Origin of the sequence: Acinetobacter sp. ANC 4862 (assembly GCF_004336635.1) — a bacterium.
GTDB lineage: Bacteria > Pseudomonadota > Gammaproteobacteria > Pseudomonadales > Moraxellaceae > Acinetobacter.
This window is the reverse complement of sequence record NZ_SJXH01000008.1, coordinates 95,928-109,719: the sequence shown is the minus strand read 5'-3', so window position 1 is coordinate 109,719 and position 13,792 is coordinate 95,928. Positions and strand designations below refer to the sequence as shown.

The window sequence follows — 13,792 nt, the reverse complement described above, 5'->3', positions numbered from 1 at the left end:
ATTTGGAAAAACCTTAGCACAAACGTAAGACTAAGCGAGTATCCATAAACAGTTGTGCTGGCGACAATAGCAAGAGTGAACCACCTGATCCCTTCCCGAACTCAGAAGTGAAACCTCTTTGCGCTGATGGTAGTGTGGGGTTACCCATGTGAGAGTAAGTCATCGCCAGCTCATTATTCCTGAAAACACCCCCTTCAAGAGAAGGGGGTGTTTTTTTATGTGCGGGATTTAATAAAAGGAAGAAAAGCCCTTATCTGCCAACTCTTCCTATTTAAAGAAAAATACATAAAATATAATAGTTTTTAATTATGAGATTATTTATCAAATTTTTAGTTTCAATAAGGATGAAAAAGTTTTACTCATCTTATTTTATTCCAGTTGCCTACGTGCATGTTTAAACGCAGTTCTTAGCCCTTCTTCTAAAGTGGGATGATAAAAAGGTTTATCTAAGATTTCATCAATTGTTAAATCTTCAGCGATGATCCAAGATAATAAATGCGCCATATGTTCAGCTGACTCAACAAAAAGTTCACTTCCTAAGAAGTTACGTGTTGCCTTATCAATATAAACTTCAATAGTACCTTTATTTTTGCCCAAAACCATCGCTCGCCCTTGTTTTTCGTATGAAACGATTCCAGTCACAAATTCGATCTTGGATTGAGTAAGCTGTCTGAAACTCTGTCCCACAATCGCCATTTCAGGTTGACTAAAAACAATCCCTAGTGGAGAGAGAGTTTTGATATTTTTAAGTTTAGGAAAGTTTAAACAATTATAAACCGCAGCTCGCCCTTCATGGGCAGCTTCATGCTGAATTGGGGAGTTGGTATGAGCATCGCCAATAATGAAGATTGGATAATCGTCTAATTGTTTAGTTTTTTCATCTACAGGAAGTTTTTTTAGATCACTAAATTTAGAATCGATATTTTCTAGATTTAAACTATTTAAATAACTGGAACGTCCTGTTGCGACCAATAAATAATCTGCAGTAATACTGTTTTGAGTTCCTTTTTCTGTGTAATTAATTTTAACTTTATTGCGAAATTTTCTAACTTGTTCTGGGAGTACTTCAAACTTGATATTTAATTCTTCACTTAAAATATTTTGAGCAATCTTTTGTAGTTCTGGACTAGTAAGGGAGCCAACTTTACGACTACGTGCAAAAACAGTCGTTTTAACCCCTAAACGTTGCATGGCTTGCGCGAGTTCAATGGCTATAACCCCACTGCCTATCACTGCTAATGATTCAGGTAAGGTTTCTAATTCAAAGATTTGATTAGATGTGATGAGCTTATCACCAAGTTCATCTTTCCAATCACTATTAATAGTGGGGGTAGATCCAACAGCGATAATAAAACTTTTAGCTTGGTAGTTTTGTTTATTAACTTGAACCGTGCTTGAGTCAATGAAATGGGCTTTTCCAGAGATTTTATGGGCATTATCCCAACTATTAACTTCTTTTAGTGTTGCATTGGTAAAGTGATTACGTAGCTCTCTTACATGTAGCATCACTTGAGAAGTATCTATTTTAGCTGAAACCCTTAATGCAACTTCTTGAGCATGTTGAATTTCATACATTCTGTTAGCTGTAGAGATGAGCACTTTGCTTGGCATACATCCAACACGGGCACACGTTGTATCCCAAGGACCATCATTAATAATAAGAATGTTTTGGGTATGCTTTATTGCTTCTTTATATGCAGATATTCCTGCAGTACCTGCACCGATGATAATGATGTCGTACATAAAAAATTGTCAGCTTTATGAAGTGATATTTTATATTCATAGTATATTAAAAGTATGTCACTACAGAGTTTGTAAAAAATGGTATTTAAATACTATTTTAAAAATTAAATGGATGACCCCACACTCACTCCAACTGTAGGTCGAACGTTCATCGAGCTACATCCAACAACGACACATGAAATAAGCAGTAGAAGAATCATTTTATTCATTGAGCAATCCCAGTTTTTCGCTTCATTAAATAATAGGGTAGAGCGTGTGCCACTTAGACATATCATTAAAATTGGTTTTGTAAGTTCATTATAATATTTTGCAAATTCAATTACGTCTGTTTTAGAAACTTTACTGATTGATAATCTATTGATAAATAAAACGATCATGAGCTTGTTTGACAATATTGCGCAATTGATTGACGGAAACCAGATTGTCTTGTTCCTGATCAGGACGATTCATAATGACGAATTAAAGTTTCAAATTTGTTTACTGTCATTTGACCTGTAAGTGCTACAGGTCAAACTTAAACTAAATAAAGCACTATAAACAACGTGCTTAGTCCTCCAGTAAATCCATTTGTTTTGCGATTTGATATAAATTATTTGAGCGATTACCTGTACGACAAAACATCAATACTGGTTTCGGAAGTTCATTGAAGTGATTGGCAAATGTACGTACATCGACTTCAGTAATTTGACCCGCAACGACAGGTTGGAAAACGTAATCTAAACCCGCATTGCGCGCAGCTTCTTCAATTTGGGCACTTGTAGGTTGTTCTGAACCACCTTCCATATCCGGACGGTTGTTGATAATCGATTTAAAACCTTTCTCGGCAACTTGTGCTACTTGTTCTGGGGCAATTTGACCTGCAAAACCGACATTTTCACTCATTTCGTCACTCCATAATTCGTTAAATAGATTTATGCTTTATGATAGCATTAAGCTGAAACTGGAGCTTAATCTGTTGAAATTTTTATAAGCGATTACAACCATAAAATAACGCAATGGAGCGCGTATGCATTCCTATACAGTTGAACCACTTTATGTGAATAGTGGGAAAGAGGTTATTGCTGCAGATTTTTACCGTCCCAAAACTGAACACAAGCCTGCTGTCATTATTATGGCGCATGGTTTGGCAGCCTTGCGTCAATTTAAACTGGTTCAGTATGCCAAGCGTTTTGCTCAAGCCGGTTATGCAGTGGTATTGTTTGATTATCGTTATTGGGGTGGAAGTACAGGCCGCCCACGAGAGCTAGTGTCGATTCAATCTCAATTAGAAGATTGGCGAACCATGATTGGGCATATTTTAGAGCGAAAATCAGTAGATACGCGACGGATCGTACTTTGGGGAACCTCTTTAAGCGGAGGGTATGTCTTAAATTTGGCTGCAGAATTAAAAAATATTCAAGCCGTAATCGCACAAATTCCCTTTGTTGATGGGACAGAAAGTGCCAAGCTTTACCCTTTACAACAACTACCGAAAGCATTAAAAATATCAAGTCAGGACTATATGGGTGCAAAAGTGGGCATGTCCCCCAAAACCTTGCCTGTCGTAGACCGGAAGGGCTTATGTTTTATGCCGACTGCTGATGGTTATGATGGATATTTATCCATTGTCAATCCAGATTATTTCTGGAGTGGAGAGATTCCTGCGCGAGTCTTTTTCAATCTGATCCGTTACCGTCCTATTCAGGATGTGCGTAAAATTAGTGTTCCTGTTTTATTTATTGCTTCCAAACAAGATAGTCTGATTCCACTTGAGTCGAGTCGTGAAACAGCAACCAATATTGCACCTTATGTACAATACCATGAGTGGGATATGCAACATTTTGATATTTATCATGGTCAATGGTTTGAAAAAGCCATAACTACCCAATTAGAATTTTTACATCAACATATTGGAGTGAGCTAAATGATTATTGTATGTCCTGCGTGTGGTGCTAGAAACCGAGTACCTGAAGATAAACTAGAGGCAAATCCAAACTGTGGTCAGTGTCAACATGCGCTTATCCCTCTGGCTCCAATTGAATTGAATGAGCACAATTTTAGTAACTTTGTCACCCATAGTGAATTGCCTGTACTGATTGACTTATGGGCGGAATGGTGTGGTCCTTGCAAGATGATGGCTCCTCATTTTGAACAAGTGGCGAAACAAAATCCAAGAGTGATTTTTGCGAAAATTAATACTGAACAATCACCTCGACTCAGTGGTGCTTTTAATGTGCGTAGTATTCCTACCTTAGTTTTGATGAATAAAGCCAACGAAATTGCTAGAATAAGTGGTGCTTTACGATCTACAGAGCTGCAACAGTGGCTAGATCAACAATTGAATGCCAAAACTGGGAGCTAATGTGTCAGATACTTATGTAAAACCTGAAGGAACCCTTTCCCTTCAAACCATTGCGATGCCAGCAGATACCAACTGGAGTGGTGATGTCTTTGGTGGGTGGATTGTTTCACAAATGGATTTGGCAGGTGCAATTCACGCAGAGCGTTTCAGTAAAGGGCGCTGTGCAACCATTTCGATTAATCAGATGACTTTTCTGGTTCCGGTAAAAGTCGGTGATGTGATTAGTTGCTATACCAAGATTTTAAAAGTGGGTAATACCTCAATTCAAATGCAAATTGAAGTGTGGGACAGCCATGATGATTCACGTGAACCGATTCGTGTGACCGAAGGGGTATTTACCTTTGTTGCGGTAGACGTAAAAGGTGGGAAGCGTCAAATTCCCGATGATGTAAAACAAAAATATTTAGCATCGCAACCCGCGTAAGAATCATATAAAAAAGCCCAACAATGATTGGGCTTTTTTATATTTTGAATTTTTTAAAACAGCATCTGGTTTATTTTGAACTAAGCAATATTCTTTACATAAGTAAAAATTCGTCACTTGATTTAGCTTTAGGCAACGAAAATTAAAAATTAAATTATCTTTTTAATTGTGACTTGGATACCCAAGCCCAGAGCATTTCGCATTGAATTGGCTCTTCACCTGATTCATCTGTAACACGAACTGAAACTAAGGTTTCACCTTTTTCAGTACTTTGCATTAATTTTTGCTGATCATCGGTGAGTGTTGCAGTGGCAGTCATTGCACCTTTAGTTGGACGTTTAAAATCGATTTTTAAACTTTTGATGAGCATAATACAGGAGTCGGGAACATTCATTCCGGTAACAAAACCGGTGGCTGTTTCAGCAATCAGTGCCATGGCACAGGCATGTACCTGACCAATATGGTTTTGCATCGCGCGATGGTTCTCAATTTTCACCACCACTTTGGTGTTACTTACTTCAAGGTAGCGAATATTGGCACTACCCACCATCGGCACGACCCGACCAAACGCTTTGCTCCACAGGGTACTGCGAATACCCTTAGGGAGTTTAGAGGTGGCTTTAACCAGTTTTGATAAGCGGTTGGACGATGTCATGAAGTTCCTCGACTTTTTATTGCATTAGTAGATTAGTCTTTAAAGTTATTAAACTGCAAAGGCACACCAAATTGTTGTTCTTTTAAGAACGCCATAATTTGTTGCAAAGTATCGCGCTTCTTGTCAGTTACACGAATCTTGTCACCTTGAATAGAAGATTGCGCTTTAATGCCGCTTTCTTTAATGGCTTTATTAATTTTTTTTGCAGTATCAGAGTCAAGACCATCTTTAAGCTTAATCACTTGAATGACATTCTTACCTGAAGCGGTCATTTTTTGTGGATCAAGGGCTTGAATATCCACTTTACGTTTAAAGAAATGATTTTCCAGCATGCTATACACCTGTTCGCATTGGAAATCACTTTCAGTCGTAATCTTGATTTCTTTATTTTTTTCGCTCAATTCAATAGAAACATCTTGGCCACGGAAGTCAAAACGGGTCGCAATTTCTTTTTGCGTGTTTTGAACAGCATGATTTACTTCAAAAATTTCTAATTCAGATACAATATCGAAAGAAGGCATGGTTTAGACCTTTACAAAGGGAAAGAATATCTGAGATGCTAGGGATGTTTTCTTCATTTGCCAAGTGTTGTTTACATCAAAGGAGTGCACAATGATCCGTAAGCAAGAAATTACAACATTTGAGTTCCCAGAAAATGCGGTTATCTGGGATGTTCGTGATACAAAAGCCTTTGCTGAAGGTCATGTAAAAGGTGCTGTAAATCAGCCCATCGATGACTTGAGTGCAGACAGCTTAACTCAAGTGGAGTCGGATCAGACCATTTACATTTTATGTGGTGGTGGTAGTAAAGCACCACGTGCTGCTGAAAAGTTAGATAGCTTCGATAGCTCACGTGAGTATGTTGTATTGATGGGTGGCACTCGTGCTGCACGCGATGCAGGATTCCCTTTAGAACAGGGCGCTTAAGAAAAAAGCACCGTAAGGTGCTTTTTTAATGGCTAAAAAATGAATTCCGCTCAATCCCTCTTGGTATAAAGGGGATTTTTTATTTTGCTGGTTTTTAGAGCGAGCTTGGGACTGGCTTTTGATAGTAAGGCTTTTTCGGTTTTACTTTTTTAATAAAACGTCGCGGATTAAGTTTATTCACCCAATATGAAGTCAGCGGGCAGGCTTCCCCTAAAACTTGAGCAGCCAAGACTTCACTACATAACGGTGCAAATAAAAAGCCTTTAGAGCCTAAAGCGGTAAAGGTATAAATTTCTGCATCGGGCTGAATTTTTCCAAGCAAGGGGAAATAGTCTGGGCTTTGTGTCCGTATCGATGCACGACCTTGCCAGGTTTCAATAGACGGCAAAGATTGTGCATAATTTGGAAAGACACTGTGGATCAGTGAATAGTTATGCACATGATCTTCTGGCAGCACTTCATCATCATCCCGGTGTGGATAAAAAGAAGCACCTAAAATCAGATGCTGCTCATCCAACTGCATGCAATAACCACCATAGCTATAAGCCTGTTCAGGTTGCAACGGCTGATTCGCATTATTCACCCAACTGACTTGCCCGCGATTCGGTTTAAGTTTAGGAAATTGTTCCGCAAAGTTTTTACTGTTCAGTGCCGCACAAACAATCACGTGATCGAACTCTCCCAAACATTGTTGCTTGGTGTCGATTACTTGAATGTTAGATTCAGTCTTTAATTCAACGATTTCCGCTTGCTGAAACTGAATAGCAGGATGCGCTAAAATTTGATCGCATAATTGATGCGGTGAAACTGTACCCGCTTGTAATAATTTTAAGCTCGGAAATTCGGTTTCAAGATCACTTTGATTTACTTTTTCCGCAAATACCCCGTGTGGATATTGCCCTGCAAGTTCAAGTAAATCATCGTCCTCTTTAAGGGTCAATTGGTTTACCTGAATCGGGCGAAAAGCTTTGAATTTTTGATAATGCGGAATCGCATATTGCCATGCCAAAGTGACCAGATGCTCAGCACTTTGCTCAATACGACCTAATCTAGGATTGAGTAAGGCCAGTGGATTGCCAGAAGCTCCCGCAAGAGGCGCTGATTGGTCGTAAATCGTGACTTGATGACCACGCCCGGCAAAGGCATAGGCACAACTTAAGCCAGCTATTCCTGCGCCAATAATCGCAATTTTACGTTGTTTAAATGCTGAAGCTGAATTGATTGATTCGGACTGTTCTGTCTCTGCAGTTTTTGATTTAAGGACTTGGTGATCTTTCGCTTCAGGAGGATTCCAGATTGCTGTGAGCATCTGACGCTTATGCTTAAAACCGGGGGGAAGAGAAATGGTAATTCCATATCCACTTAAACCATGTTTTAAAATACCCGCAACACTAAAAGAGGCAAAGGTCGTTCCATAATCAGACAGTCGGACAATATGGCTTAAAACATGGTCTTGCCAGAGATCGGGATTGCAAGCAGGTGAGAAGCCATCTAAAAACCATGCATCTACGGCTTTGGTTTTAGCAATGACCGGCAAGACATCATTGGCATCACCGAGCCATAAATCGATGGAAAAATGATCTTCAGGAAAGTTCAGTCGGTGACAACCAGCAATTGGCTGTGGATATTGCTCAATTAGCTGCTCGGCCAAAGGTTGCAGTTCTGGCCATACCTTGAGTGCGCGAATCAAATCAGCTTTGCTGAGTGGAAATTTTTCCACGCTGATCAAGTGTAGATGACTTCGGTTATTCGGGCGCAGCTGTCGCCACATTTGCCATAACGCTAAAGCATTTAAAGCGGTACCAAAACCAGTTTCGCCGACACAAAAATATTCAAAATCTTGCAGCTTTGCCAAACGTGTTGCGAGGTTATTACCATTCAAAAAGACATGTCGGGTTTCGAGTAAACCATTGTCTCTAGAAAAATAGATGTCTCCAAATTGTTTGGAGACAGGAATATCAATTCCATCCACACATTGCCAATCCAGATCAGCAGTTTGAATTGCACTAGACAAAACCTAAGCAACCTTTAAAACAAAAATAGATAGTGGTGTTTTACCACTGACGACGACGTTTGGTATAGACATAACTTGCAACCAAGAACCCAAGCAAGACACCGACTGCAATGGTTGCAGCGCCGTATAAAAACATTTGTGCACTACGTTCACTTTGTAAAACTTGAACTTGAACTCCCAAGCTGTCATTTTTCAATTGCAGCTCTTGGTTTTGCGATAAGGCATCCAGATTGGCTTTTTCCAATTGTTGTAAACGGGTGGCTTGATCCTTAACTAAAGCTTTAACTTTGGCATCTTGCAAAGCTTTATTTTTCGCAATTTGTTCTGCTGTTAAAGGTTTTGCTTCTTGTGGTAGACCATTGGCATCAACGTTACCAGCAGCAGGAACAGTGCCGGGTTTATTTGCAGGTAACGTTTGTGGCTTTTGGGTTTGTGGCGGTGGTGTTGCAGTCGTTGCTTGAGCAGCAGTAGCTACAGTAGGAGCGGGAGCAACAGGAGCGGTTTCTACCGCCCATGCAGTTGAACAGATAAGAGATAAACCCAATAAGCTTGAAACAACAACGCGCATGATTTTATCCTTGAGGGAAAGCTTTATTAAAAGGTTTCACATCAATATGACCGTATACGCCTTCTTTTAAGAAAGGCTCTTCTTGTAGCCATGCATCAAGTGCTTCACGCGATTCAAAGTCAACAATAATGGTACTGCCATAGAAACCCGCTTGTGGATTACTCGGATCTTTGGGCATGGCACCGGCAACAATTAAGCGACCTTCATCATTTAATTTTTGTAGACGTTCAAGATGTTGTGGGCGTGTAGCAAGACGTTTTTCTACTGTACCTTCGTTATCTGTACAGCTTACGACGAATAAAGGCATATTCTTTCTCGATCTGTTGACCTAAATTATTCTTCAGGCGACTTAAAATATTTGCGCAAGACAATAAACTGAATAATGATAAAGGAAAACATCACAATCATGTCACCAAATGCAGTGAATTCACCCCAATATTTTCCACCTAAAAATAAAAAAGCGAAGAAAATATGCAGGCAAGACATGAATATGAACATTGCAGCCCATGCGAAGTTTAAATTTTTCCAGCCTTTTGCCGTTAAATTGAAAATTGGACCAAATAAACGCTGAATCAGCGGTTTCTTATCTTTCATAAAATAAGGCGAAAGCAAGAATGCACCTGCGAAGATAAGATTTAAAAGCACCGCTTTCAAACGAATATAAAAATCATCGCTCAGCATTAACGTGACGCCACCAAAAATCACCGTCATAAACAACACAATCCATTGTTGTTTGTCTAAACGGAATTTTTGTATAACAAACAAAGCCCCATATACCACAAGCATGGAAATAATCAGGCCTGAGGTTGCAACCAGAATATTATTGTTATCTATACCGCCTGCAGAACCAATCAATTGCAGCAGGGGATGTTCAGTATCTTTGGGATCGACGGTTTTATATAAATAAAAGAAAATAATGAGTGGCACAAAGTCTAAAAGTGCTTTCATGTTAGAGTATCTAAATCTGATCAAATAAATGACGTAGTATAAGTGATGCAAGGCGTAGATTTACATACACACAGTAATATTTCTGATGGAACTTTATCTCCAGAACAACTTGTGCATGCAGCCATTGAAAAAGGTATTCATACCCTTGCGCTGACTGATCACGATACTATGGATGGCTTAAAAATAGCTGAAAAAGTTGCCTTGGATTTACCATTGAACATTATTTCAGGTGTAGAAATTTCCAGTCAATGGTCACGACCTGCAACTCAAAAAAGTTATGCGGTACATATTGTGGCCTTAAATATGCAAGATCCAGAACCGTTGCAGCGAGTGCTAGAACAACAAAAACAGATTCGCGCGATCCGTGCCAAACAGATTTGTGATTTGCTGATTCCGCTGATTGGTCAGGATATTTATGCAGATGTGATTTCTAAAGTGGATGGCATTGCAGACCGTATTACCCGCACCCATATTGCCAAAACCTTAGTCGAAAAAAAGATTGTGAGCCGCCCGCAACAGGCTTTCGATAAATATATAAAAGAAGGTAAAAAAGCCTATGTGAAATTTGATGGTCTGGGTTTAGAAGAAACCATTCAGGTTATTCATGAAAGTGGTGGCTATGCAATATTGGCACATCCGACCAAATATGATTTATCGGCGACGAACATTCGTTATTTGATTGAGATCTTTGCCAAATTCGGTGGAGACGCTGTTGAACTTCCTCCAGCGATTGAACCGGCCTCTACCCGGCAGATGGTTGATCGTATGATTGAGGAATTCGATTTAAAAGTTTCTGTGGGCAGTGATTTTCATGGCGATCATATGCCGTGGATTCGATTGGGTAATATTCCTCGCCTTAAAGAAGGGCAAGTCAGGATTTGGGAGAGTTTTGTTTGACCTCTCCCTGACCCTCTCCTAGAAGGAGAGGGGATTTCCATTATTTAAATTCAGAAATGATAAAGCTCCTTCTCCCTTTGGGAGAAGGTTGGGATGAGAGTCTAAAGCAAATTATGATCCTGCGCCTGAATTGGTGGCGGTGTCGGTTTACCTAAAGTTCCTAACAGTTCAATTTCAATGGTGCGCACCATTGAATCTAAAGGCAAGTCATTACTTTGCGTACCAAAAGGTTCTTCAATTTCCGAACTTAAGGCATCTAAGCCCAAAAAGGTATACGCCAAAATACCGACCATTAAGGGAGTCGCTAAACCTAGGGTTGAACCCAAGCTAAATGGCAGCATAAAACAGAAGAAATACACGGTACGGTTCAGCAAAACCGAATAGGCAAAGGGCAAAGGCGTGGTCGCAATACGGTCGCAACCGGTTTGAACCAGACTCAATTCAGCCACGTGCTGGTTCATCTGCATATAAATAATATCGGAAATTTCACCATCTTTAAGGGCTTGCATCAATTCCCATTGAATCAAGCTTAAAGTGTATTGTGGTGCATTGGCCTGCTGATAAAGCTGGGTTAAAGCCTGCTGGCTCATGCCACTGGTTTCAACCAATGTCATTTGATTTGCAGTTTGATGACGTAAACGATCACGCAAAACATTGGCAAACACAATCACGTGCTGAATCACACGTTCACGGCGGCCTTGGCTGAGCATACGGCAGTCGCGGTCAAAGTGCCGGGCATTGGCAATCAGCATTCCCCAAAGTTTACGCGCTTCCCACCAGCGATCATAACAGGCCGTATTTTTAAAACCCAGAAAAATGGACAGCACGACACCAATGAGGGTAAAGCCCACTAAAGGAAGTTCCGGGAAATGAAAATAACCAATATAAGATAATCCACCAATCACGGCGGAAATGAGCATGACCACACCTAAAGGAGGCAAAACCTTGGGCAGAATGGTTCCGCGCCAGGAAAATAGCAGCTTGAATACACTAGGTTGATCACGAACAATCATGTTATTAGTATCATCAAAATTTTTGTTGATCTTCAGTGTTGGCTGGGCTTTTGTCAATATTTGTTACATTTTTATTGGGGCTGAATAAGCCCATGTTCAGCAAAAGAATAACTCCCTTCCGGGGAAATAATGCAATGGTCAATCAGGCGGATTTCTAATAAATCGCAGGCCGTTGAAATATGTTGGGTTAATTCAATATCGGTATTGGAAGGCAGCGGCATTCCAAAAGGATGGTTATGCGCAATCACGATGCTACTCGCATGTTGATTAATTGCATGGCGTAGCAATTGATTAATCGAAATTTCACACGAATTTATTGAGCCATAGAACATTTTTTTAAAGCTTATTTTTCTTAAATGGACATCGAGGCAAAGCACTGCAAAAACCTCTTGAGTTTCACCCAATAATTCAAACTTTAAAAAATCTAAAAGTGTTTTTGAGTTACTTAATTCAATTTTTTCCTGTTTTAAATGTTGTGAGATATAATGCCGTCCCAATTCTTTTACCGCCATCAGCTGTGCATATTTGGTTTTGCCAATGCCATGAAACTGGCTTAAATCCTGAAGGGTGGTATCAAAAATTGGATTGAGTCCGCCAAAATGTTGTAACAGTATTCGTGACAGTTCAACAGCGGAATGTTGTCTGGAACCGGAACGTAAAAAGATTGCCAGCAGTTCTGCATCTGACAAACTGCTTGCACCTTGTTGAATCAGTCTTTCGCGTGGACGTTCTTGTTCTGGCCAATGTTTAATCGATGAATTCATTGTTTTTAGACTTTTTTATTATTAGTGAGAGTAATTAGACCTAAGTGCTGACTTGGGCATGACTTTATTTAATGCTATTGTGAGCGCCACTGCAACACAAAGGTAGCCTGTTTGTGAGCTTCGATTTGAGTGTGATTCCAAATAAAAACATTGTTTTAGCTGTAACTGGCGGTATCGCGGCCTATAAAAGTGCCATTTTAGTTCGTCGCTTAAAAGATGCGGGCTTTAATGTCCGTGTGGTGATGACGCAAGGTGCGCAAGCATTTATTACTCCGTTAACCTTCCAGGCCTTGTCGGGAAATCCGGTACATACTGAATTACTCAATCCTGAAGCAGAAGCGGGCATGGGGCATATTGAATTGGCACGTTGGGCTGATTTATTGCTGGTTGCACCTGCAAGCTGTGACACTTTAGCGAAATTTGCTGCCGGTTTGGCCGATGACCTATTAAGTACTTTATATCTGGCAACCAAATCTCCGGTTTGGGTGGCTCCGGCCATGAATCAGCAAATGTGGGCAGCCAAAGCCACGCAGCGTAATTTAAATACGCTGGTTGAAGATGGTGTACATGTGATTATGCCGGATGCAGGTTCACAAGCCTGTGGCGATGTTGGTTTGGGACGTATGCCTGAGCCTGAAGATTTAGCACGACAAGTGACTCAGTATTTCCACAAAGCACAACGTGCGATTGCCGAAAAATTTGGCATGCTGGCAGGTAAACATGTGGTGGTTACTGCGGGACCGACCCGTGAAGCGATTGATCCAGTCCGTTATATTTCCAACCATAGTACCGGGAAGATGGGCTTTTCCTTGGCCGCTGCCTGTTATGCAGCAGGTGCGAAAGTAACTCTGATTGCTGGCCCCGTGAGTCTGGATACACCGAATGGTGTACGCCGGATTAATGTTTCCTCTGCTGTACAAATGTTGGACATCAGCATGCAAATGCTGGATGAAGGTTGCGATATTTTTATTGCGACAGCCGCAGTTGCGGACTACCGAGTTGCTGAAGTTGCCGAGCATAAAATTAAAAAAGCCGGTGATGAGCTGAACGTTTCTTTAATTAAAAACCCAGATATTGTCGCGACCATTGCCCAGCAACAAAAACGCCCATTTATGGTGGGGTTTGCAGCGGAAACCCGCAATGTCGAAGAGTATGCAGCGGGTAAACTGGTGGCGAAAAAACTCGACATGATCGCTTGTAATGATGTATCACGGCCTGATATTGGTTTTGCCTCTGATGAAAATGCCATGATAGTGTTCTTTGCCGAACAGTATCAAATGCAGAAGCGTGATCTGGAAAAAGCTTCAAAACAGGAAATTGCGCAGCAGCTGGTGGAAGCAATTCATGATGCCTTGCACAATGAAATAGAACCGGTTTAAAGAAGCTGAAGTTCTGGATTAAAATGCAACGAATCCGTTGCATTTTTTATGGAATTTACACTAGGTTTAATGCTTAAAATGCAAATAGTCAGAACAATTAAAAAGCAACAATAGCATCA

The 13,792-nt window shown here is 40.4% G+C and carries 16 protein-coding genes and 1 rRNA gene; 7 read left to right on the top strand and 10 right to left on the bottom strand.

Annotation, left to right across the window (positions count from 1 at the left end; all coding sequences use genetic code 11):
- The first annotated feature begins 56 nt into the window (after positions 1–56).
- A 5S ribosomal RNA gene (rrf, locus tag E0409_RS05705) occupies positions 57–171 on the top strand.
- Between the two features lie 198 nt (positions 172–369).
- Here the strand turns inward: rrf and E0409_RS05700 are convergent.
- Positions 370–1,743 carry a dihydrolipoyl dehydrogenase gene (locus E0409_RS05700; RefSeq protein ID WP_131288718.1) on the bottom strand — a complete coding sequence of 458 codons (1,374 nt, stop codon included), beginning with the start codon at positions 1,741–1,743 and terminating at the stop codon, positions 370–372.
- Between the two features lie 546 nt (positions 1,744–2,289).
- On the bottom strand, positions 2,290–2,625 hold the full coding sequence (locus E0409_RS05690) for a protein tyrosine phosphatase family protein (RefSeq protein WP_131288716.1): 336 nt from the start codon (positions 2,623–2,625) through the stop codon (positions 2,290–2,292).
- A 124-nt stretch (positions 2,626–2,749) separates the two neighbouring features.
- On the opposite strand from E0409_RS05690, the gene E0409_RS05685 reads away from it, so the two are divergent.
- From E0409_RS05685 to E0409_RS05675, 3 genes are read left to right on the top strand one after another with little or no spacing between them, the layout of a single operon-like run.
- Positions 2,750–3,646, top strand: coding sequence for an alpha/beta hydrolase (locus E0409_RS05685; protein ID WP_131288714.1), 897 nt, complete (start codon positions 2,750–2,752; stop codon positions 3,644–3,646).
- Positions 3,647–4,084, top strand: a complete 438-nt coding sequence (trxC, locus tag E0409_RS05680; RefSeq protein ID WP_131288712.1) for a thioredoxin TrxC — start codon at positions 3,647–3,649, stop codon at positions 4,082–4,084.
- A 1-nt stretch (position 4,085) separates the two neighbouring features.
- Positions 4,086–4,508 carry an acyl-CoA thioesterase gene (locus tag E0409_RS05675; RefSeq protein ID WP_067723055.1) on the top strand — a complete coding sequence of 141 codons (423 nt, stop codon included), beginning with the start codon at positions 4,086–4,088 and terminating at the stop codon, positions 4,506–4,508.
- Between the two features lie 154 nt (positions 4,509–4,662).
- On the opposite strand, the gene E0409_RS05670 is transcribed toward E0409_RS05675, so the two are convergent.
- Complete coding sequence (locus E0409_RS05670; protein ID WP_131288709.1) at positions 4,663–5,163, bottom strand: DUF4442 domain-containing protein; 501 nt, start codon at positions 5,161–5,163, stop codon at positions 4,663–4,665.
- Between the two features lie 32 nt (positions 5,164–5,195).
- On the bottom strand, positions 5,196–5,684 hold the full coding sequence (locus tag E0409_RS05665; RefSeq protein WP_067723050.1) for a YajQ family cyclic di-GMP-binding protein: 489 nt from the start codon (positions 5,682–5,684) through the stop codon (positions 5,196–5,198).
- Positions 5,685–5,775: 91 nt separating this feature from the next.
- Between E0409_RS05665 and E0409_RS05660 the strand changes: the two genes are divergently transcribed.
- Entirely contained in the window at positions 5,776–6,090 is a 315-nt protein-coding gene (locus tag E0409_RS05660; protein WP_131288707.1) for a rhodanese-like domain-containing protein, read from the top strand.
- Positions 6,091–6,184: 94 nt separating this feature from the next.
- Here the strand turns inward: E0409_RS05660 and mnmC are convergent, their stop codons facing one another.
- Genes mnmC through E0409_RS05640 form a run of 4 tightly spaced genes read right to left on the bottom strand, consistent with a single transcriptional unit; the run spans position 6,185 to position 9,620 of the window.
- Entirely contained in the window at positions 6,185–8,104 is a 1,920-nt protein-coding gene (gene mnmC / locus E0409_RS05655) for a bifunctional tRNA (5-methylaminomethyl-2-thiouridine)(34)-methyltransferase MnmC2/FAD-dependent 5-carboxymethylaminomethyl-2-thiouridine(34) oxidoreductase MnmC1 (protein WP_131288705.1), read from the bottom strand.
- Between the two features lie 40 nt (positions 8,105–8,144).
- A complete protein-coding gene (locus E0409_RS05650; RefSeq protein WP_131288703.1) occupies positions 8,145–8,672 on the bottom strand; it encodes an SH3 domain-containing protein in 528 nt (175 codons plus the stop codon).
- 4 nt (positions 8,673–8,676) lie between these two features.
- A complete protein-coding gene (locus E0409_RS05645; RefSeq protein ID WP_131268242.1) occupies positions 8,677–8,979 on the bottom strand; it encodes a YciI family protein in 303 nt (100 codons plus the stop codon).
- A 26-nt stretch (positions 8,980–9,005) separates the two neighbouring features.
- The gene (locus E0409_RS05640; RefSeq protein WP_131288701.1) at positions 9,006–9,620 is read right to left on the bottom strand and encodes an inner membrane-spanning protein YciB; all 615 of its coding nucleotides are present in this window, start codon (positions 9,618–9,620) and stop codon (positions 9,006–9,008) included.
- Positions 9,621–9,665: 45 nt separating this feature from the next.
- Here E0409_RS05640 and E0409_RS05635 point away from each other — a divergent pair, with 45 nt between their 5' ends.
- Complete coding sequence (locus E0409_RS05635; RefSeq protein WP_131288699.1) at positions 9,666–10,517, top strand: PHP domain-containing protein; 852 nt, start codon at positions 9,666–9,668, stop codon at positions 10,515–10,517.
- Positions 10,518–10,618: 101 nt separating this feature from the next.
- On the opposite strand, the gene E0409_RS05630 is transcribed toward E0409_RS05635, so the two are convergent.
- Together E0409_RS05630 and radC are read right to left on the bottom strand one after the other, a co-directional pair.
- On the bottom strand, positions 10,619–11,530 hold the full coding sequence (locus E0409_RS05630) for a bestrophin family protein (protein WP_131288697.1): 912 nt from the start codon (positions 11,528–11,530) through the stop codon (positions 10,619–10,621).
- 71 nt (positions 11,531–11,601) lie between these two features.
- Complete coding sequence (radC, locus tag E0409_RS05625) at positions 11,602–12,294, bottom strand: RadC family protein (protein WP_131288695.1); 693 nt, start codon at positions 12,292–12,294, stop codon at positions 11,602–11,604.
- 113 nt (positions 12,295–12,407) lie between these two features.
- On the opposite strand from radC, the gene coaBC reads away from it, so the two are divergent.
- The gene (gene coaBC / locus E0409_RS05620) at positions 12,408–13,673 is read left to right on the top strand and encodes a bifunctional phosphopantothenoylcysteine decarboxylase/phosphopantothenate--cysteine ligase CoaBC (RefSeq protein WP_131288693.1); all 1,266 of its coding nucleotides are present in this window, start codon (positions 12,408–12,410) and stop codon (positions 13,671–13,673) included.
- The last annotated feature ends 119 nt before the right edge of the window (positions 13,674–13,792 follow it).